This is a genomic window from Enterobacter sp. ECC_219_Taxon_10 (assembly GCF_058354905.1).
This window is the reverse complement of sequence record NZ_CM178005.1, coordinates 534,450-554,298: the sequence shown is the minus strand read 5'-3', so window position 1 is coordinate 554,298 and position 19,849 is coordinate 534,450. Positions and strand designations below refer to the sequence as shown.

The following is a 19,849-nucleotide window of genomic DNA, read 5'->3' as shown; positions in this document are numbered from 1 at the left end:
CTTTGGGGAGAGGGCCGGGGTGAGGGGAAAGGTTTTTATAATTTTCAAAAGGATTTACCCATGACCATCAACCTGAAAAACCGCAACTTCCTGAAACTGCTGGACTACACCCCGGCGGAGATCCAGTACCTGATCGACCTCGCCATTGACCTGAAGGCGGCCAAAAAAGCCGGGCGTGAGAAGCAAACCCTGGTCGGGAAAAACATCGCCCTGATCTTTGAAAAAACCTCCACCCGCACCCGCTGCGCCTTCGAAGTGGGCGCGTTCGACCAGGGCGCGCAGGTCACCTACCTCGGCCCAAGCGGCTCGCAGATCGGCCATAAAGAGTCGATGAAGGACACCGCCCGCGTATTAGGCCGTATGTATGACGGCATCGAATACCGCGGCTACGGCCAGGCCATCGTCGAAGAGCTGGGCGAATATGCGGGCGTGCCGGTGTGGAACGGCCTGACCGACGAGTTCCACCCAACGCAAATCCTCGCCGACCTGATGACCATGCTGGAGCATTCGCCGGGCAAAACCCTGCCGGAGCTGAGCTTTGCTTATCTCGGCGACGCGCGCAACAACATGGGCAACTCGCTGATGGTCGGCGCGGCCAAGATGGGGATGGATATTCGCCTCGTCGCACCGAAATCCTTCTGGCCGGAAGCCGGGCTGGTTGAGCAGTGCCGCGCCATCGCCAAAGAAACAGGCGCGCGCATTACCCTCACCGACGACGTGGAAGAAGGCGTGCGGGGGACCGATTTCCTCTACACCGACGTGTGGGTCTCCATGGGCGAGCCGAAGGAAGCCTGGGCCGAGCGCGTCAGCCTGATGAAGCCGTATCAGATTAACGCGGACGTGATGAAGGCCACCGGCAACCCGAACGTCAAGTTTATGCACTGCCTCCCGGCGTTCCACAACGAGCACACCAAAGTGGGCCGAGAGATCGAGATGGCGTACGGCCTGAAGGGGCTGGAGGTGACGGAAGAGGTCTTCGAATCACCGAACTCCATCGTTTTCGACGAAGCAGAGAACCGCATGCACACCATTAAAGCGGTCATGGTGGCGACACTCGGCGACTAATCACCGCCCGGCGCGCCGCGGGGTGCGCCGGGTTTCAGGAGAACATCATGGGCAAGTTTAAGTTTCCCTCCGCTTACACCATTCTCTTTTTTCTGATTGCCGTGGTTGCCGTGCTGACGTGGATTGTGCCAGCCGGGCAGTACCATATGGCGATGAACGAGGCGCTCGGCAAGGACGTGCCGGTTGCCGGCACCTACGCGCACGTGGCGGCGCATCCGCAGGGGCTGGTTTCGGTGCTGATGGCGCCGATTGCCGGGCTCTACGATCCGGAATCCGGCCAGGCCGGGGCGATCGACGTGGCGCTGTTTATTCTGATCATCGGGGGCTTCCTCGGGATCGTCACCAAAACCGGGGCGATTGACGCCGGGATCGAGCGCGTCACCACTAAGTTGCGTGGCCGCGAGGAGTGGATGATCCCGATCCTGATGGCGCTGTTTGCCGCCGGCGGCACAATTTACGGCATGGCCGAGGAGTCGCTGCCGTTCTACACCCTGCTGGTACCGGTGATGCTGGCGGCGCGGTTCGATCCGGTCGTCGCCGCGTCCACGGTCCTGCTCGGGGCGGGGATCGGTACCCTCGGCTCTACTATTAACCCGTTCGCCACGGTGATCGCCGCCAACGCCGCCGGGATCCCCTTCACCAACGGCATCATGTTGCGCATCGCGCTGCTGGTGATTGGCTGGGTTATCTGCGTGGCGTGGGTGATGCGCTACGCCCGCAAGGTCCGCAAGGATCCGTCGCTGTCGATCGTGGCGGATAAGCAGGAAGAAAACCTCGCCCATTTCCTCGGCAACAAGGGCGAGCAGTCGCTGGAATTTACCCCGGTGCGCAAACTCATCCTGGTGATTTTCGCCCTCGCCTTCGCGGTGATGATCTACGGCGTGGCGGTGCTGGGCTGGTGGATGGCGGAGATCTCGGCGGTGTTTCTCGCCAGCGCGATTATCGTCGGGCTGATTGCGCGGATGAGCGAAGAGGAGCTGACCTCAACCTTTATCAACGGCGCGCGAGATTTGCTGGGCGTCGCGCTGATTATCGGCATCGCGCGCGGTATCGTAGTGATCATGGATAAGGGCATGATTACCCACACCATTTTGCACAGCGCCGAGGGGATGGTCACCGGGTTGTCGACGGTGGCGTTTATCAACGTGATGTACTGGCTGGAAGTGGTGCTGTCGTTTCTTGTGCCATCTTCGTCCGGCCTGGCCGTTCTGACGATGCCGATCATGGCGCCGCTTGCCGATTTCGCTAACGTCAACCGCGACCTGGTGGTAACGGCTTACCAGTCGGCGTCCGGCATCGTTAACCTTGTCACTCCCACCTCTGCCGTTGTGATGGGCGGGCTGGCTATTGCCCGCGTGCCCTACGTGCGCTATCTGAAATGGGTTGCGCCGCTGCTGGGGATATTAACGGTGGTGATTATGGTGGCGTTAAGCCTGGGTGCCATGTTGTGATTTGCCGGATGGCGCTGCGCTTATCCGGCCTACGGATCGGTGCAGTGCCACCGGTTATTTCGGGAACTGATATGGGAACTATGATGGATTACGAAGAGTACTCTCCCAAAGAGCAACTACAGCTAACGGTCTGCCAGCGTCTGATCGCGGAAAAGAGCTATCTCTCTCAGGAGGAGATCCGCCGCGACTTGCAGGAGCGGGGTTTTGAGACCATCAGCCAGTCCACCGTTTCACGTCTGCTCAAGTTGCTTGGTGTCATAAAAATTCGAAATGCCAAAGGTCTAAAAATTTATTCGCTGAACCCCCAGCTGCGCCCTGCCCCCGATGCCGCGCGCACCGTATCCGAAATGGTGGTGAGCGTGGAGCACAATAGCGAATTTATCCTTATCCATACCGTTGCCGGATATGGCCGCGCGGTGGCGCGTATTCTGGATTATCACCAGTTACCGGAAATTTTAGGCGTGGTGGCCGGAAGCAGTATCGTCTGGGTCGCACCCAGGGTCGTGAAGCGCACCGCGCTGGTGCATAAGCAAATTAATTATTTACTCAGAACGCATTAATATTCATAAAGAACCGTTTGCATTGAGTAAAGCGTGCATTAAATCGCTTGATCCGCAAAGCGAGCTGCGTATAATGCCCGACAATTTGCCGGGAGGAAGCATGGTCAAGCGTGTACGACATAACGTCTTACCGCGTCTGAAATCAGACGCTGGCCTGCCGTTTTTCTTCCCGTTGCTAAACCTATTCCCAGAGCCCCTCATTTGAGGGGCTTTTTTTTGCCCGGCGTCAGGAGATAAACATGAATCCGCTTTATCAAAAACACATCATTTCCATAAACGACCTCAGCCGCGAAGAGCTGGAACTGGTTCTGGAAACCGCGGCAAAACTGAAGGCCAATCCGCAACCGGAGCTGCTTAAGCACAAGGTGATTGCGAGCTGCTTCTTCGAAGCTTCAACCCGTACCCGCCTCTCCTTTGAAACCTCCATGCACCGCCTGGGCGCGAGCGTGGTGGGCTTCTCGGACAGCAGCAATACGTCGCTGGGTAAAAAAGGCGAGACCCTGGCGGACACCATTTCAGTCATCAGTACCTACGTGGACGCGATTGTGATGCGCCACCCGCAGGAAGGCGCGGCGCGTCTGGCGACGGAATTTTCCGGCGGCATTCCGGTGCTGAACGCCGGTGACGGTGCCAACCAGCATCCGACGCAGACCCTGCTGGATCTGTTCACCATTCAGGAGACGCAGGGCACGCTCGAGAACCTGAACATCGCCATGGTCGGCGACCTGAAGTACGGCCGCACCGTCCACTCCCTGACCCAGGCGCTGGCGAAATTTAACGGCAACCGCTTCTTCTTCATCGCCCCGGACGCGCTGGCGATGCCGCAGTACATTCTCGACATGCTGGACGAAAAAGGCATTCAGTGGAGCCTGCACGCCAGCATCGAAGAGGTGGTGGGCCACGTGGATATTCTCTACATGACCCGCGTGCAGAAAGAGCGTCTGGATCCGTCCGAATACGCCAACGTGAAGGCGCAGTTCGTGCTGCGCGCCAGCGACCTCGACGGTGCCCGCGACAACATGAAGGTGCTGCATCCGCTGCCGCGCATCGATGAAATCGCCACAGACGTGGACAAAACGCCGCACGCCTGGTACTTCCAGCAGGCCGGAAACGGCATCTTCGCCCGCCAGGCGTTACTGGCACTGGTTCTGAATCGCGAATTGGCACTGTAAGGGGAAACGACAATGACACACGATAACAAACTCCAGGTTGAAGCCATCAAGCGTGGCACCGTGATTGACCACATCCCTGCACAGGTGGGCTTTAAGCTGCTGACGCTGTTCAAACTGACCGAAACCGACCAGCGCATCACCATCGGCCTGAACCTGCCGTCGGGTGAAATGGGCCGCAAGGACCTGATTAAAATTGAGAACACCTTCCTGACCGACGAGCAGGTTAACCAGCTGTCGCTGTACGCGCCGGACGCCACGGTCAACCGCATCGACGAGTATGAAGTGGTCGGAAAATCCCGCCCGAGCCTGCCGGATCGCATCGAAAGCGTGCTGGTCTGTCCGAACAGCAACTGCATCAGTCACGCTGAGCCGGTTTCCTCCAGTTTTGCAGTGAAAAAACGCGCCGATGACATCGCGCTCAAATGCAAATACTGTGAAAAAGAGTTTTCTCATTATGTGGTGCTGGCCAACTAATTGAGGTTGGTAAAGGATCCCGGCCTCCCTATAATGGCAGGGAACATTTAATCAGCTGTTATTCTGGAGAAATCATGACCAAAGTACTCGCGACGGAAAGTGCACCAGCGGCTATCGGCCCTTACGTTCAGGGCGTCGATCTGGGCAGCATGATCATCACCTCTGGGCAGATCCCGGTGAACCCGAAAACCGGTGAAGTGCCGGCCGACGTAGCGGCACAGGCGCGTCAGTCGCTGGAAAACGTGCAGGCGATCGTTGAAGCTGCCGGTCTGAAAGTGGGCGATATCGTGAAAACCACCGTTTTCGTGAAAGATCTCAACGATTTCGCAACCGTTAATGCCACGTATGAAGCCTTCTTCAACGAGCACAACGCCTCCTTCCCGGCGCGCTCCTGCGTTGAAGTGGCCCGTCTGCCAAAAGACGTGAAAATTGAAATTGAAGCGATTGCCGTACGTCGCTAATTTATTTCAATAAAGAGAAGGCAGCTCCGGCTGCCTTTTTTATTTCGACCATTTTTACTCTCTGCAGGAAATGACGCATCCCCCACTCCATTAATAGACTGACGCTGCCTTGTTATATTCTAATTAATGGACAAAGAATGAAACTCTCAAAAATTGCGTTGGCCGTTGCCACACTAACGGCTGCGTCTTCAGCACTTGCACACGGATACATAGAATCTCCTGCCAGCCGCGCTTATATGTGTAAGCTAGGCCAGAATATTGACTGCGGCTCCGTTCAGTACGAACCGCAGAGCGTAGAAAAAGCTTCCGGATTCCCGACCGGCGCCATGCCCCCTGACGGCCAGCTCGCCAGCGCAGGCATTGCCAACTACTCCCAGCTTGATAAGCAGAGCCTGAACGCCTGGACCAAAACCCCCATGACGGCGGGGCCGCATGAATTTGTCTGGCACCATACCGCGCCGCATAAAACCACCAACTGGCGTTATTACATCACCAAACAAAACTGGGACCCAAATAAGCCTCTGACCCGCGACCAGTTTGAATTAACCCCGTTCTGTACCATTAACGGGAATGGTCAGGCACCGGCGATGACGAAATCCATGACCTGTAATGTGCCCGCACGCACGGGCTATCAGGTTATTTACGGCGTATGGGAAATTGCGGATACCGCAAACAGTTTCTATCAGGCCATTGACGTCGATTTCGGCAACGGCGGCAACGTTACGCCGGACGACACGCCTGCGGTGGTGTCCGAATGGAACAAAACGCTGAGCGGCCAGATTGCCGGTAATAACCTGAATGCAGGCGATAAAGTCATCGCGCGATTCTTCGATGCCAACGGCGAAGTTGCCGCTATGCGCACCGAGATGACCATTAGTTCAGCAGCCCAGGGGGATGCAAACCAGTGGGCATACGATCTGGCGCAGAAAATCAACGCAGCGCACAGCGACGTACGCGTCGGCGTGAAGGATGAAGCGGGTGAAATCAGCCCGGTCCACGGCGCGAACAGCGTCTTCGTCAAAGACGGCAGCGCCCTGCAGTCCGTTGCGATCTCGTATGAAGAGCAGAAGGCGGAAGTGCATGAAACCATTGCCGTTTCTAACCTGCAGTACAGCAAAATCGAGAACGGCAAGGCAACCGTCACCTTCCACGTAAACACCAAAGGTGACGTGAACCTTGAAGCACACGTGATGAACCACAGCGGTGCGGAAAAAGGCTACCTGAAGCAGGACATGAACAATGCCAACCAGGACGTGACCATGACCCTGAATGACGTGACGGCGGGTCACCACATGCTGAAATACTACGCGACCAACAAAGACGGCACGATGTTCGCCCAGGACGTGCTGAACCTGATGCTGGAAGGCGATTCAGCCGCAGACGGCACCGGTCAGCACGATTTTATCTTCCCGGACAGCATTGCGTCTTACAAAGCGGGTACCGTGGTACTGCAGCCTAAAGACGGTAAGACCTACGAGTGCAAGCCGTTCCCATACAGCGGTTACTGCGTGCAGTACAGCCCAACCGCAAACCAGTATGAGCCAGGCGTTGGCGCACACTGGAAAGAGGCGTGGATTTTGAAGAACTGAGTAGTCTTTTCCCCTCACCCTAACCCTCTCCCCACAGGGGAGAGGGAACCGATCGAGCCCCTCGCCCCTATGGGGAGAGGGGTTGGGGTGAGGGGTTACTGATTCCGCGTCGCCCGCAGCAGCGTCTCCAGCGGATATACCGCCGCAATCACCACCTCGTCCTGCACCTTCGCCGCGTTATCCAGCTCGCTCTGAATCGACGCGATCTCTTTATCATCCAGCGTGCCCTGGCGCGCCACCAGATCCGTCAGCCTCAGCCCAATCGAGGCCAGCTTATCCACCTCCTGAATCACTGGCTTCATCGCCTTTAGCTGATAGCTGTTTTCGCTTAGCGCCAGCGCGTCACTGGTGTTGCCCTGCCAGCGGTTAAAGACGTGGCGCAGCGCGTCGGCACTTTCTGTGTCTTCCGCGTCGCTCACCAGCCTGTCGGCCCATTTGTTCATCTGCCGCACCGTGGCGCTTTCGGCGTTCAGCGCATCCGCGAAGCGGTTGAGCGGTTCGAACTGATGATAATTTCCCGCCTGGAACTTCAGGTGCTGGCGGGTGTAATACTGCGCGGGCTCCACCGCCTGGGCGAGGATTTGCAGCGGCAGGGTGTCGGCACTGTTAGAAAGGCGCGTGAACTGCACCTGCTGCTGGGTATGCTGCTGCAGCCCGACGGACACCGTCGACCAGCTGTCCATCGCCTGCAGGCGGGTATACATGTTGTCGACATCGTTGACGTCCTTCGCTGACCACAGCCGCTCCGCCACCGCAAAGGCGCGCGGCCACAGGCGGATATCCAGCACCGGTGCGACCACGTTCTCCGCCCACAGCGCGGCTTCACCGCCGAGCAGGTTGGCCTGATTCGCCACGTCCGGCACGACGGGCGGAATGCCTTTCGGTACCTCGTCCAGACGCGAGCCGCTAATCGGGTAGCGCGTATTCCCCACCAGGAAGTAACCGGAAAGCTTGTCGTTATCAACGTTGACGACCGGGCGCGTCTCGCCCATCCATGTGTCGACGGTGAAGGTCACCTGATTGTCGTCACGCCATTCAATGTCCTGCACCGCGCGGCGGGATTTCCCGGCAAAATCAATAAATCCGCGCCAGCCGGCATCCCCTTTTACCAGCGTAAAGCTTCCCTCTACCGGCTTGCCCTTCAGGCGAGGCATGGTGAAGGCCCAGCTCTGGACGCTGTCGGTGTCTGCAATCACATCCACGCCGTTCAGCCCCTGCGGGACGATTTCATTGCGGTAGTGGTAGGCGGTGGACTGGGGCTGGTCGAGATAGAAGCCCGTCGAGAGAATGCCTTTGTAGCCGTTCTGCGCCACCTGCCCCAGCGCGTCCTGCCCCTGCCAGGACTGGATCAGAATGCTTTTCGGCAGGTCGGGATGGTAGATCTCGTCCCAGCCGACCATCTGCCGGTGATGCTTCTCAAGGATCGTTTCCAGCCTGCGGTTGAAATACGCCTGCAGCGCGTGGCTGTCGGCAAGCTTCTTATCGCGCATAAATTGCTGAATGGCCGGGTTCGCTTTCCACTGGCTGTCGTCCACCTCATCACCGCCGATATGCAGATACGGATCGGGGAAGATCGCCGCCAGTTCGCTGACCATCGCGTCGGCAAAGGCGTAGGTTGCGTCTTTTGTCGGATCCAGCACCGGCTTCAGCACGCCCCAGCTGCGCTCCATGCTGTATGGCCCCGGCGCGCTCATCAGCTCCGGATAGGCCACGGCAATCGCCGAGGCGTGGCCCGGCATGTCGATCTCCGGCACCACGCGAATGCCGCGCTCGGCGGCGTAACGCACCACCTCGCGCATCTGTTCAGGGGTGTAGAACAGCCCGTCGCTGGCAAGCTGCGTCAGCTTAGGGTAGCGCTTCGAGCTGAAGCGCCAGCCCTGATCGTCGGTCAGATGCCAGTGCAGGACGTTGAGCTTCGCCGCGGCCATACCGTCGATCTGGCGCTTGATATCCGGCAGCGGGATAAAGTGGCGCGCCGAGTCGAGCAGCAGTCCGCGCCACGGGAAGCGCGGCGAATCTTCAATGGTGACCCACGGCAGCGAGGTGTTTTCCGCGCCGTTCTGCATCAGCTGGAGCAGCGTTTCCATGGCGCGCAGCGCGCCGAAGCGGGTGTTTGCGGAGATATCGACGCCGTTGGCGTCCACCGTGAGCCTATAGCTTTCATCGCTGTCCGGCAGCGGCTGCGGCTTGACCTTTTTGGCAATCGCGATGCGGATGGTCGGTTTGTCTGGCTTTTCAGCCTGAGGCTGCAGCGTCCAGCCGGTTTGCAGGGCAATGCGCTGGCGCAGGCGGTTGACGGCGTCACCGAGATCGTCCCCGGTGACGCTAATGGATACGTTGTTGCTGAGCACCAGCGCGCCCTGGGTGGTCGGGCGTTCGACCTTAGCAGGCCAGGGCATCAAAGGGAGATCGCCTGCCGGAGCAGCAAAGGCAGAGGCGCCGAGCATCAGCCCGGCGGTTAAGAGACTGTACCGTAACATGAATGTTCCTTATCTGACGGGCCAAATAAAGGCAAAACATTCTGTTAACATGCGCTCAATTTGTCGTCAAGCGAATGCGCCGACGGAGATCACAGGTTGTTGAATTTGGGAGGAAAGCCAGTCCCCTCACCCCGGCCCTCTCCCCAAAGGGGAGAGGGTGAAAAACTTACTGCCACCCGTACCGACGCGCATAGAACCCTTTCACCATCTGCGTCAGCACCATGTAGCCCGCGAGGATCGCCACCAGCCACGGGAAGTAGCTCAGCGGCAGCGCCTGCAGCTGCAGGTAGCCTGCCAGCGGCGAAAACGGCAGCGCGATGCCGAGCGCCATCACAATCCCCGTCATCACAATCAGCGGCCACGCGGCACGGCTCTGGATGAACGGAATGCGGCGGGTGCGGATCATATGCACAATCAGTGTCTGCGACAGCAGACCTACCACGAACCAGCCGGACTGGAACAGCGTCTGATGTTCCGGGGTGTTGGCGTGGAATACAAACCACATCAGGCAGAAGGTCAGAATGTCAAAGATGGAGCTGATCGGCCCAAAGAACAGCATAAAGCGCCCCAGATCGGCGGGGTTCCAGCGCTGCGGCTTCTGGATCTGCTCGTCGTCCACGTTATCAAACGGAATCGCTACCTGAGACACGTCGTACATCAGGTTCTGGATCAGCAGATGCAGCGGCAGCATCGGCAGGAACGGCAGAAACGCGCTCGCCACCAGTACGCTGAAGACGTTACCGAAGTTGGAGCTGGCGGTCATTTTGATGTACTTGAGCATGTTGGCGAAAGTGCGGCGCCCTTCGATAACGCCCTCCTCCAGCACCATCAGGCTCTTTTCCAGCAGGATGATATCCGCCGCTTCGCGGGCGATATCCACCGCGCCATCGACGGAGATACCGATATCCGCCGCACGCAGCGCGGGCGCGTCGTTGATGCCGTCGCCCATAAAGCCCACCACGTGCCCTTCGCGACGCAGCAGGGTGACGATGCGCTCTTTGTGCATCGGGGTCAGGCGGGCAAACAGCGTGGTGCGCTGGGCAAGCTGCGCCAGTTCGTCGTCGGTGAGGTGCTCAATGTCGCTCCCCACCACCACGTCGCCCGCGTCAAGGCCGACCTCGTGGCACACTTTGGCGGCCACCAGCTCGCTGTCGCCGGTGAGGATTTTGACGGTAATACCGCTTGCCTTCAGCGCCTTCAGCGCCGGCGCGGTGGTCTCTTTCGGCGGATCGAGGAATGCGATGTAACCCTCAAGGATCAAATCGGATTCGTCGATACGCTGATAGTCCCCCTCACGCGCGGGCAGGAACTTGCTCGCCACCGCCACCACGCGCAGCCCCTGACGGTTCAGGTTATCGGTGACGCGCTTAATGCGGCGCAGCATGGTGTCGTCCAGCGGGACGATCTCACCGTTATAGCGAACCTGCGTCGATACGTTGAGGATCTCCTGCAGCGCCCCTTTGCAGATCAGCTGGTGCACGTCTGTCTGCTCGCTCACCACCACCGACATGCGGCGGCGCTCGAAGTCGAACGGGATTTCGTCCACCTTCTGCCAGCGGCCGGAGAGCGTGCGGGCGGCTTCCTCGTCCACGCCTTCCAGCACCGCCACGTCGAGCAGGTTTTTCAGCCCGGTCTGGTAGTGGCTGTTCAGCCACGCGCTGTGGAGCACGCGCTCGCTGGTTTTACCGGCGATATCGGTGTGGTTCTCCAGCACGATTTTGTCCTGCGTCAGGGTGCCGGTTTTATCGGTGCAGAGGATGTCCATCGCGCCAAAGTTCTGAATGGCGTCCAGGTGCTTGACGATCACTTTCTGTTTAGAGAGTTTCACCGCCCCGCGCGCCAGCGTGGAGGTGACAATCATCGGCAGCATTTCCGGCGTTAAGCCAACGGCCACGGAGAGCGCAAACAGCGCCGCCTCCCACCAGTCGCCCTTGGTGTAGCCGTTGATCAGCAGCACAATCGGCGTCATCACCATCATAAAGCGGATCAGCAGCATGCTGACGCGGCCAATCCCTTTCTGGAAGGCGTTCGGCTCGCTCTCCTGCTCGCTGACGCGCCCGGCAAGCTGTCCAAACCAGGTGTTGCCCCCGGTGGCGGTGACAATCGCCTGCGCGGTGCCGCTCACAACCGTGGTGCCCATAAAGCACAGGGTATCGCACTCGAGCGGGTTCATCTGCTGCGGGTCGCGGCTGCGCGCCACCTTTTCAACGGGCAGGGATTCCCCGGTCAGCGAGGCCTGCGCCACGAACAGATCGCGCGCCTGGATGATGCGTAAATCCGCCGGGATCATGTCCCCCGCCGCCAGCTTCACCAGATCGCCCGGCACCAGCTGGTCGATAGGCAGCTCCACCCAGGCGTTTTCGCCGAGATCGTTAATCACCCGCGAGACGGTCGCGGTGTTGCTGACCATCGCCTTCAGGGCATCCGCCGCTTTGGTGGAGCGAGCTTCCTGAATAAAGTTCAGCAACGTGGAGATGCCCACCATCAGGGCGATGACGCCCGCGGCGAACAGATCTTCCGTCGCGTAGGAGATAATGCCGAGCACGGTCAGCAGCAGGTTGAACGGGTTGCGGTAGCAGAGCCACAGGTGCACCCACCACGGAGAGGGCTTCTGCGCCGGGATCTGGTTATCGCCGTGCACGGCGCGGATTTTTTCCACTTCAGACGCGTTCAGCCCTTCAGGATGACCGCCAAAGGCGCGCCAGACTTCGTTTTCATCCATCGCCGCCACGTTCAGGCAGCGTTCGGTCAGGGACGCGGGGATCGCCGCCCCCGCCATGTTTTTGGCATTGGGCAGCGGGTCGCGCTGAACAAGACGGTGTGGCAGGTGGCGGCTCAGCAGCGCCTGCAGCTGCCGGGTGATATTTTTAAACATAGACATTCCTCCGCATCCGCCTGGGCGGACGCAGCATTCCCTTCAGGCGTGGCAAAGCCGTACCTGTCAGGCACTCAATTTTTCAAGCAGGAACGTTTGGGACGTTGCTGCCTCACATTACCGGTGAGACAGCAAAAGCTGGCTTACCGGAAAGAACGTGTTCTCCCGTTCAGGAGAGGTGTGGGATCGGGATCCATAAAGCCTCCGGTAAGTAAAAAAACAGGGTGTCGCCGCGCAGTATAAGGATTTAAGCGTACCCTTTGTGGCGATTCGGGCGATATTATACCCGCCTGCAAATAAACAGTACGTAAACCAGACTTTGCCCATAGCGAAATCGCGCTATAGCATTAGGCTCAATTGACCATTTTGTCGTTGTTACAGGGAAAACAGCATGCAGAACCGCCTTACGATTAAAGACATCGCGCGTTTAAGCGGTGTGGGGAAATCCACCGTGTCGCGCGTGCTGAACAACGAAAGTGGTGTCAGCGAACGCACCCGCGAACGCGTTGAGGCGGTCATGAATCAGCACGGTTTTTCCCCTTCCCGCTCCGCGCGCGCCATGCGCGGGCAGAGCGATAAAGTGGTCGCGATCATTGTTTCGCGTCTGGATTCACTCTCAGAGAACCTCGCTGTGCAGACCATGCTGCCCGCCTTCTACGAGCAGGGCTATGACCCGATCATGATGGAGAGCCAGTTCTCGCCGCAGCTGGTGGAAGAACATCTGGGCATGCTCCAGCGACGCAACATTGACGGCGTGGTGCTGTTTGGTTTTACCGGCATCAACGAAGAGATGCTGAAACACTGGCAGCCCTCTCTGGTGCTGCTGGCGCGCGATGCCCACGGTTTTGCCTCCGTCTGTTATGACGACGAGGGCGCGATTATCACCCTGATGCAGCGCCTGTTTGACGAAGGCCATCGCCACATCAGCTTCCTTGGGGTACCGCACGCAGACGTCACCACCGGCAAGCGCCGTCACGAGGCCTACCTGGCCTTTTGCAAAAAGCACAATCTCCCGGCCGTGGCCTCCCTGCCGGGGCTGGGCATGAAGCAGGGCTACGAGCAGGTCGCCAGCGTTCTGACGCCGCAGACCACCGCGCTGGTGTGCGCCACCGATACCCTGGCGCTGGGCGCCAGCAAATATCTGCAGGAGCAGCGCATCGATAGCCTGCAGGTGGCGAGCGTGGGTAGCACGCCGCTGATGAAGTTCCTGCATCCGGAGATCATCACCGTCGATCCGGGCTACGCCGAGTCCGGCAGACAGGCCGCCGCCCAGCTGATCGAGCAGATCAACGGGCGGAGCGAGCCGCGCCAGATCGTTATTCCCGCTCACCTTTCGTAACCCCTCTAAAACGGATTATTGTGATCTTCGCCTGATTTCGGGAACGTTCCCATTTTCGCCGTCACGCTGAAGGAGTAGGCTTGCGCTCAGGTCATTACACCCCTCTCACCATCTGTCATGAGGTTTCATGATGAGTAAAGTCAAACAAGCAGATATCGATCGGCTGATCGTCCTGGTCGGCGGCCGCGAGAACATCGCAACCGTCAGCCATTGCATTACCCGCCTGCGCTTCGTGCTGAACGATCCGGCCAAAGCCAATCCGAAGGCCATTGAAGAGCTTTCCATGGTTAAAGGCTGCTTCACCAACGCCGGACAGTTCCAGGTGGTTATTGGTACCGAAGTGGGCGATTACTATCAGGCTCTGCTGGCGACCACCGGGCACAGCGCGGCGGATAAAGAGCAGGCCAAGAAGGCCGCGCGCCAGAATATGAAATGGCACGAGCAGCTGATTTCCCACTTCGCGGAAATTTTCTTCCCACTGCTACCAGCGCTGATCAGCGGGGGCTTAATCTTAGGCTTCCGTAACGTCATCGGCGATGTGCCAATGAGCGACGGCAAAACCCTGGCGCAGATGTATCCGGCGCTGAAAACCATTTACGACTTCCTGTGGCTGATTGGCGAGGCGATCTTCTTCTATCTGCCGGTCGGGATTTGCTGGTCCGCGGTGCGCAAGATGGGCGGTACGCCGATTCTCGGTATCGTGCTGGGCGTCACGCTGGTCTCTCCGCAGTTAATGAACGCTTACTTACTTGGTCAACAGGTGCCTGAGGTGTGGAACTTCGGCCTGTTTACCATCGCCAAAGTGGGCTATCAGGCGCAGGTCATTCCGGCATTGCTGGCCGGTCTGGCGCTGGGCTTTATTGAAACGCGCCTGAAGCGCATCGTGCCGGATTACCTCTATCTGGTGGTGGTGCCGGTCTGCTCGCTGATTCTGGCGGTGTTCCTGGCGCACGCCTTTATCGGTCCGTTTGGCCGCATGATCGGCGACGGCGTGGCCTTCGCGGTCCGTCACCTGATGACCGGCAGCTTCGCGCCAGTCGGTGCCGCGCTGTTTGGCTTCCTGTACGCCCCGCTGGTGATCACCGGGGTGCACCAGACCACGCTGGCTATTGATATGCAGATGATCCAGAGCCTCGGCGGCACGCCGGTCTGGCCGATTATCGCCCTGTCTAACATTGCGCAGGCGTCGGCGGTTACGGGCATCATCATCGTCAGCCGTAAGCACAACGAGCGTGAGATCTCCGTTCCGGCGGCCATCTCTGCCTACCTCGGCGTCACCGAACCGGCGATGTACGGTATCAACCTGAAATACCGCTTCCCGATGCTCTGCGCGATGATCGGCTCCGGTCTGGCGGGCCTGCTGTGCGGCCTAAACGGCGTGATGGCAAACGGGATTGGCGTCGGCGGCCTGCCGGGCATCCTCTCCATCCAGCCCGCTTTCTGGCAGGTGTTTGCCCTGGCGATGGCGGTAGCGATTATCGTCCCCATGGCGCTCACCACCGTGGTTTACCAGCGTAAGTTCCGTCAGGGCACGCTGCAGATTGTTTAACTTCATCTTTCGGGGCGCAGTTGCGCCCCTTCGCATTTGCAGGAACGCACTATGAATACCCTTCCTCACTGGTGGCAGAACGGCGTCATCTATCAGATTTACCCAAAGAGTTTCCAGGACACCACCGGCAGCGGCACGGGCGATCTGCGCGGCGTGACCCAGCGCCTGGATTACCTGAAATCCCTCGGCATCGACGCCATCTGGCTGACGCCGTTTTATATCTCCCCGCAGGTGGATAACGGCTACGACGTGGCGAATTACACCGCCATCGACCCGTCCTATGGCACACTGGATGATTTCGACGAGCTGGTTGCCCGGGCGCACGAGCGCGGCATTCGCATTGTGCTCGATATGGTGTTTAACCACACCTCCACGCAGCACGCCTGGTTCCGCGAGTCGCTGAACAAAGCGAGTCCGTACCGACAGTTCTACATCTGGCGCGACGGCACGCCGGAGCAGCTTCCTAACAACTGGCGATCCAAGTTTGGCGGCAACGCCTGGCGCTGGCACGCCGAGAGCGAGCAGTACTACCTTCACCTTTTTGCCCCAGAGCAGGCGGATCTCAACTGGGAAAACCCGGCGGTGCGCGAAGAGCTGAAAAAGGTGTGCGAGTTCTGGGCCGATCGCGGCGTGGACGGCTTGCGCCTGGACGTGATTAACCTCATCTCTAAAGATCAGGATTTCCCGGACGACAGCATCGGCGACGGCCGCCGCTTCTACACCGATGGGCCGCGCATCCACGAATATCTGAAGGAGATGAGCCGCGACGTCTTCACCCCGCGCAACCTGATGACGGTGGGCGAGATGTCCTCGACCTCGCTGGAGAACTGCCAGCAGTACGCGTCGCTCGACGGTCGCGAGCTGTCGATGACCTTTAACTTCCATCATCTGAAGGTGGACTACCCCGGCGGCGAAAAGTGGACGAAGGCGAAGCCTGACTTCGTGGCGCTGAAAACCCTCTTCCGCCACTGGCAGCAGGGGATGCACAACAAAGCCTGGAACGCGCTGTTCTGGTGTAACCACGACCAGCCGCGCATCGTGTCGCGCTTTGGTGACGAAGGGGAACATCGTGTGGCTGCCGCGAAGATGCTCGGCATGGTGCTGCACGGCATGCAGGGCACGCCGTATATCTATCAGGGCGAAGAGCTGGGGATGACCAACCCGCACTTCAGCCGCATCACCGACTACCGCGACGTGGAGAGCCTGAACATGTTCGCGGAACTGCGGGCCAGCGGCCGCGAGCCGGATGAATTGCTGGCGATTCTGGCGAGCAAATCCCGCGATAACGGGCGCACGCCAATGCAGTGGGACGCGTCGCACAATGCGGGCTTTACCGAGGGCGAGCCGTGGATTGGTGTCTGCGACAACTACGAAACCGTGAACGCCCGCGCGGCGCTGGACGACCCTGATTCGGTGTTCTACACCTATCGGTCGCTGATTAGCCTGCGTAAAACCCTGCCGGTGCTGACGTGGGGAGACTATGACGATTTGCTCCCGGAACACCCTTCCCTGTGGTGCTATCGCCGCCGGTGGCAGGGCCAGACGCTGATGGTAGTGGCGAACCTGAGCGGCGAGCGCCAGCAGTGGCAGCCGGACCCGGTACAGGGCGCATGGCGGGTCGCCCTTAGCAACTATGAGGACGTCCCCTCCCGTCCCGATACGCTGCTATTGCGCCCGTTTGAAGCCATCTGGTGGGTGCAGGAATAAACGTCAGGAGATACAGCATGCTGTATCTCCTTTTTTATGTTTAGCGATACGCTAAATGTACGACGATAACTTTTACATCACGACGTACCCAAAATAAAAATAGCCCTGCCAATTAAATAACCTCGGCAGGACATTATGAAAAAGACAATTATTAAAGCAACGTGTATTAGCGCATTATTATTAAGTACGCAGGGATGGTGCGGAAATACGTCCGTCGACCTTCGTTTTGGGCATAATACGCGCTCAGACGTCAATGATTCACGTATTAAAGTGATGCACCAGGCGAATAACGGCTTTTACTTCTCCGTTGAAGCCGCACAAAACCACAACGATACCTTTTTTGGTGATACCGACCGTTATAATTCCGACGACAAGGGGTTAACGGAGGCGGCGCAGGAGATTGAAACGCGCTGGCGCTTCGATCTGGGAAATGGCTTCGCCGTTGCGCCTGGCATGGTGACGGTTTTCACCGCCAGCAATACCCATTACCGCCCCTTCATTCAGGGGTGGAAAGCGTTCGATAATGGTCTGAACCTCTCCGCCCGTTACCGTTACAACACCATCAATGACGCGCACAGCGACAAAGAACTCGACGGCAGCGGCTACACCCGCCGCCAGTCACACCAGTTCGACATTTGGTTCGCGTACAACATTGGCAAATTCGGCATGTCCTACAACCCGCGCTTCCGCTGGCAGGATAATGTCGATCAGGGAACCGGGGATGATACCTACTGGGAACATACCGTCGCATTCAACTACAAGCTCGACGATGGCTGGACGCCATACGTCGAACTGGTTTCGCTGGATAAAACCTATATCAACGATGACGGCAACCATGAAAATGATTATGCCGTACGTCTGGGGATAGTGAAGCAGCTCTGACGACCTGACTACACCGTATCGTGCTGCAGCAGCCTGCAGCCGATACGGTCCACGGCGCTTAACAGTTCAAGCTGGCCCTCCCGCTGATACAGCGACACCGCGTTAATGTCGATCGGTAACGGCCAGCATAGCGTTGAAATTGCCGCCAGTGCCGACCCCTCGCGGGTAATGGCAATAATCTTTAAGCCTTTACGCAGCGCGTTACGCGCCATTTCAATCAGCGACTGCGTCTCCCCGGATTTACTGATCAGCACCAGCGTCCCCTTCGATACCCGTGTCAGCTGGTGCATGTCATTCAAAATAAGGTGCGGCAGGCTCGCCAGCGATAAAAAGCGCGACAGGTAGTTGAGGCTGGTGAGCGAGGCGCCGCGCGCGTACAGATAGATATGGCTGGAATGGGCGAGCAACCTGGACACCTCCGCCACAATATCGTCCGCCTGTGGCCCTACGTCGGGCGCTACTGGCGCAGGGCTAAAATGATCGCGCAAAAAACGGTACCGGAGCTCGGTATAACTTTTATACCCCATTTTTTTACACACACGATTAACGGATGTTGTCGTTGTAAAGGTATCACGGGCAATCTCTTTTGCCGATATATTAGAAATATTACACGCGTGATGCTGAATGTATTCAAATATCAAACGTTCACTTCCCTGAAATGAATTCATAAATTACGCCCTGTTTAATCCCGACATGATATTAACACAACGGAAAAATAGTCTCTGGAAGGCGCTTCACACATTGCATTTACGCGTATCACGATACGTAATTAGTATTAGCAAACGTTAAAAACTGTTTTAGGTTCTCTTTATACTTTCCCTGTTTTCACATCCAGGGAATTATGACAATGACGAAACAAAAAGTTGTCGCGGTAACAGCCTGCCCGACGGGCATTGCACATACCTTTATGGCGGCGAATAAAATTATTGCATGGGCTAAAGCGCACAATATTGAGGTTAAGGTCGAAACGCAGGGCAGCGACGGCGTTAAAAACCGCTTAACGAAGCAGGACATCGCCTCCGCCACGGCCATTATTCTGGCAACCGACGTCCCCATTCAGGATGCCGAGCGCTTTGAAAACATTCCTCACCTTCAGACCCGTACGCAAGAGCTGATCAAGCATACCGATCGATATCTGCGCCAGGCGCTGGCCATGGAAAAAAGCGTCACCACTGTCGTACATGAAGACGATCTCCAGCGTTCGGCTTACCAGATTTTTATCGGCCATATCATGGCAGCCATCAGCTATATGCTGCCGGTGGTGGTCATGGGCGGGCTGATGATGGCAACGGCTAAAATTACCGGCCAGTTTATTAACATCGAACATTCGCCGTTCAGCGTGCTGGATAAAATGGGCTTTATGACCATCAAGTTCATGTATCCGGTTTTCGCTATGTATCTGGCATTTTCCATTGCCGGCAAACCGGCGCTGATCCCCGGGCTTATCGGCGGCATTATGTCCGACGAAGTCTACAAGCGCTTCTTTGATATCGAAGGTTTTATGCCGTCCGGCTTTTTCGGCGCGATCGGCATCGGCTTTTTTGTGGGCTATCTGGTGCGCTGGCTGAACGATGCTATTCACGTCCGCCAGCAACTGACCACCATTAAGACCATGCTGATCGTCCCGCTGATCACCGGCATTACGCTGGTGATGGTCATGGAGTATTTGATTAACCCCATTTTTGGCTCACTTAACCAGCTGATGGTGGTCTTTTTTACCTCGGCAGGTGACACCGGGCGCGGGTTCTATTCTGCGATGATAGCCGCAGGCACCGCGTTCGACCTGGGCGGCCCGGTTAACAAGGCGGCAGGTTCCGTCGCACTCGGCCTGAATGGCATGAGCGAGACGTTTGATTTAACCGCCCGTGAACTCTCCATCGTCATCCCCTCTATTGGCGTTGGCTTTGCCGCGTTCCTTAACGGCCGCTTTGGACTACCGGATGTCTTCAGCCGGGAAGAGAAGACCGTTGGCAGCACCTCGCTATTGCTGGGCGTTATTGGGATCTCGGAAGGTGCGATCCCGTTCATCCTGAAAAACCCACGCCTGATCCCGGTGTTCATGACCGGTGCCGTCGCTGGCGCGCTGGTCGCCATTGCACTCGGCGTGAAGCAGACGCTGCCGCTACCGGCCATCTGGGGCTGGCCGCTGGCAACCAACGTGGCGGGCTACCTGGCGAGCGTCTTTATTGGCGCACTGATTTGCGCCCTGGGCGTGCTTTACGTCAGCCCAAAGAACGCCAGGTAA

At 58.1% G+C, this 19,849-nt stretch carries 16 protein-coding genes and 1 pseudogene; 13 read left to right on the top strand and 4 right to left on the bottom strand.

Features of this window, described 5'->3' with window-relative positions:
• The first annotated feature begins 60 nt into the window (after positions 1–60).
• The 3 genes from argF (at position 61) to AC4ICF_RS02515 (ending at position 3,076) form a co-directional block, all read left to right on the top strand.
• Entirely contained in the window at positions 61–1,065 is a 1,005-nt protein-coding gene (gene argF, locus AC4ICF_RS02525) for an ornithine carbamoyltransferase (RefSeq protein WP_116343961.1), read from the top strand.
• Positions 1,066–1,112: 47 nt separating this feature from the next.
• Positions 1,113–2,516 (top strand): YfcC family protein, encoded by a 1,404-nt coding sequence (locus tag AC4ICF_RS02520; protein WP_166709957.1) that lies wholly within the window; start codon positions 1,113–1,115, stop codon positions 2,514–2,516.
• Between the two features lie 80 nt (positions 2,517–2,596).
• A complete protein-coding gene (locus AC4ICF_RS02515) occupies positions 2,597–3,076 on the top strand; it encodes an arginine repressor (protein ID WP_003863366.1) in 480 nt (159 codons plus the stop codon).
• A gap of 3 nt (positions 3,077–3,079) precedes the next feature.
• On the opposite strand, the pseudogene AC4ICF_RS02510 reads toward AC4ICF_RS02515, so the two are convergent.
• A pseudogene (locus AC4ICF_RS02510) lies at positions 3,080–3,197 on the bottom strand (hypothetical protein).
• Here AC4ICF_RS02510 and AC4ICF_RS02505 point away from each other — a divergent pair.
• From AC4ICF_RS02505 to gbpA, 5 genes are all read left to right on the top strand, one after another.
• Positions 3,177–3,281 (top strand): pyrBI operon leader peptide, encoded by a 105-nt coding sequence (locus tag AC4ICF_RS02505; RefSeq protein WP_022646880.1) that lies wholly within the window; start codon positions 3,177–3,179, stop codon positions 3,279–3,281. The pseudogene AC4ICF_RS02510 and the gene AC4ICF_RS02505 sit on opposite strands and share 21 nt — an antisense overlap.
• A gap of 34 nt (positions 3,282–3,315) precedes the next feature.
• Positions 3,316–4,248, top strand: a complete 933-nt coding sequence (pyrB, locus tag AC4ICF_RS02500) for an aspartate carbamoyltransferase (protein ID WP_116343964.1) — start codon at positions 3,316–3,318, stop codon at positions 4,246–4,248.
• 12 nt (positions 4,249–4,260) lie between these two features.
• On the top strand, positions 4,261–4,722 hold the full coding sequence (gene pyrI / locus AC4ICF_RS02495) for an aspartate carbamoyltransferase regulatory subunit (protein ID WP_023310197.1): 462 nt from the start codon (positions 4,261–4,263) through the stop codon (positions 4,720–4,722).
• 74 nt (positions 4,723–4,796) lie between these two features.
• Positions 4,797–5,183 carry a 2-iminobutanoate/2-iminopropanoate deaminase gene (gene ridA, locus AC4ICF_RS02490; RefSeq protein WP_116343965.1) on the top strand — a complete coding sequence of 129 codons (387 nt, stop codon included), beginning with the start codon at positions 4,797–4,799 and terminating at the stop codon, positions 5,181–5,183.
• A gap of 137 nt (positions 5,184–5,320) precedes the next feature.
• Positions 5,321–6,772 (top strand): N-acetylglucosamine-binding protein GbpA, encoded by a 1,452-nt coding sequence (gene gbpA, locus AC4ICF_RS02485; RefSeq protein WP_316379785.1) that lies wholly within the window; start codon positions 5,321–5,323, stop codon positions 6,770–6,772.
• Positions 6,773–6,867: 95 nt separating this feature from the next.
• Here the strand turns inward: gbpA and AC4ICF_RS02480 are convergent, their stop codons facing one another.
• Positions 6,868–9,252, bottom strand: a complete 2,385-nt coding sequence (locus tag AC4ICF_RS02480) for a beta-N-acetylhexosaminidase (RefSeq protein ID WP_316379786.1) — start codon at positions 9,250–9,252, stop codon at positions 6,868–6,870.
• A gap of 166 nt (positions 9,253–9,418) precedes the next feature.
• A complete protein-coding gene (mgtA, locus tag AC4ICF_RS02475) occupies positions 9,419–12,127 on the bottom strand; it encodes a magnesium-translocating P-type ATPase (RefSeq protein ID WP_233003426.1) in 2,709 nt (902 codons plus the stop codon).
• Positions 12,128–12,518: 391 nt separating this feature from the next.
• Here mgtA and treR point away from each other — a divergent pair, with 391 nt between their 5' ends.
• The 4 genes from treR to AC4ICF_RS02455 all read left to right on the top strand — a co-directional run bounded on the left by treR (position 12,519) and on the right by AC4ICF_RS02455 (position 17,604).
• Positions 12,519–13,466, top strand: a complete 948-nt coding sequence (treR, locus tag AC4ICF_RS02470) for a trehalose operon repressor TreR (protein WP_116343559.1) — start codon at positions 12,519–12,521, stop codon at positions 13,464–13,466.
• A gap of 130 nt (positions 13,467–13,596) precedes the next feature.
• Complete coding sequence (treB, locus tag AC4ICF_RS02465) at positions 13,597–15,015, top strand: PTS trehalose transporter subunit IIBC (RefSeq protein ID WP_116343620.1); 1,419 nt, start codon at positions 13,597–13,599, stop codon at positions 15,013–15,015.
• Positions 15,016–15,066: 51 nt separating this feature from the next.
• Positions 15,067–16,722, top strand: a complete 1,656-nt coding sequence (treC, locus tag AC4ICF_RS02460; protein ID WP_316379787.1) for an alpha,alpha-phosphotrehalase — start codon at positions 15,067–15,069, stop codon at positions 16,720–16,722.
• 135 nt (positions 16,723–16,857) lie between these two features.
• Positions 16,858–17,604, top strand: a complete 747-nt coding sequence (locus tag AC4ICF_RS02455; protein WP_316379788.1) for an oligogalacturonate-specific porin KdgM family protein — start codon at positions 16,858–16,860, stop codon at positions 17,602–17,604.
• A gap of 8 nt (positions 17,605–17,612) precedes the next feature.
• On the opposite strand, the gene AC4ICF_RS02450 is transcribed toward AC4ICF_RS02455, so the two are convergent.
• Positions 17,613–18,272, bottom strand: coding sequence for a MurR/RpiR family transcriptional regulator (locus tag AC4ICF_RS02450; protein WP_316379789.1), 660 nt, complete (start codon positions 18,270–18,272; stop codon positions 17,613–17,615).
• A 179-nt stretch (positions 18,273–18,451) separates the two neighbouring features.
• On the opposite strand from AC4ICF_RS02450, the gene AC4ICF_RS02445 reads away from it, so the two are divergent.
• Complete coding sequence (locus AC4ICF_RS02445) at positions 18,452–19,849, top strand: PTS fructose transporter subunit IIC (protein WP_316379790.1); 1,398 nt, start codon at positions 18,452–18,454, stop codon at positions 19,847–19,849.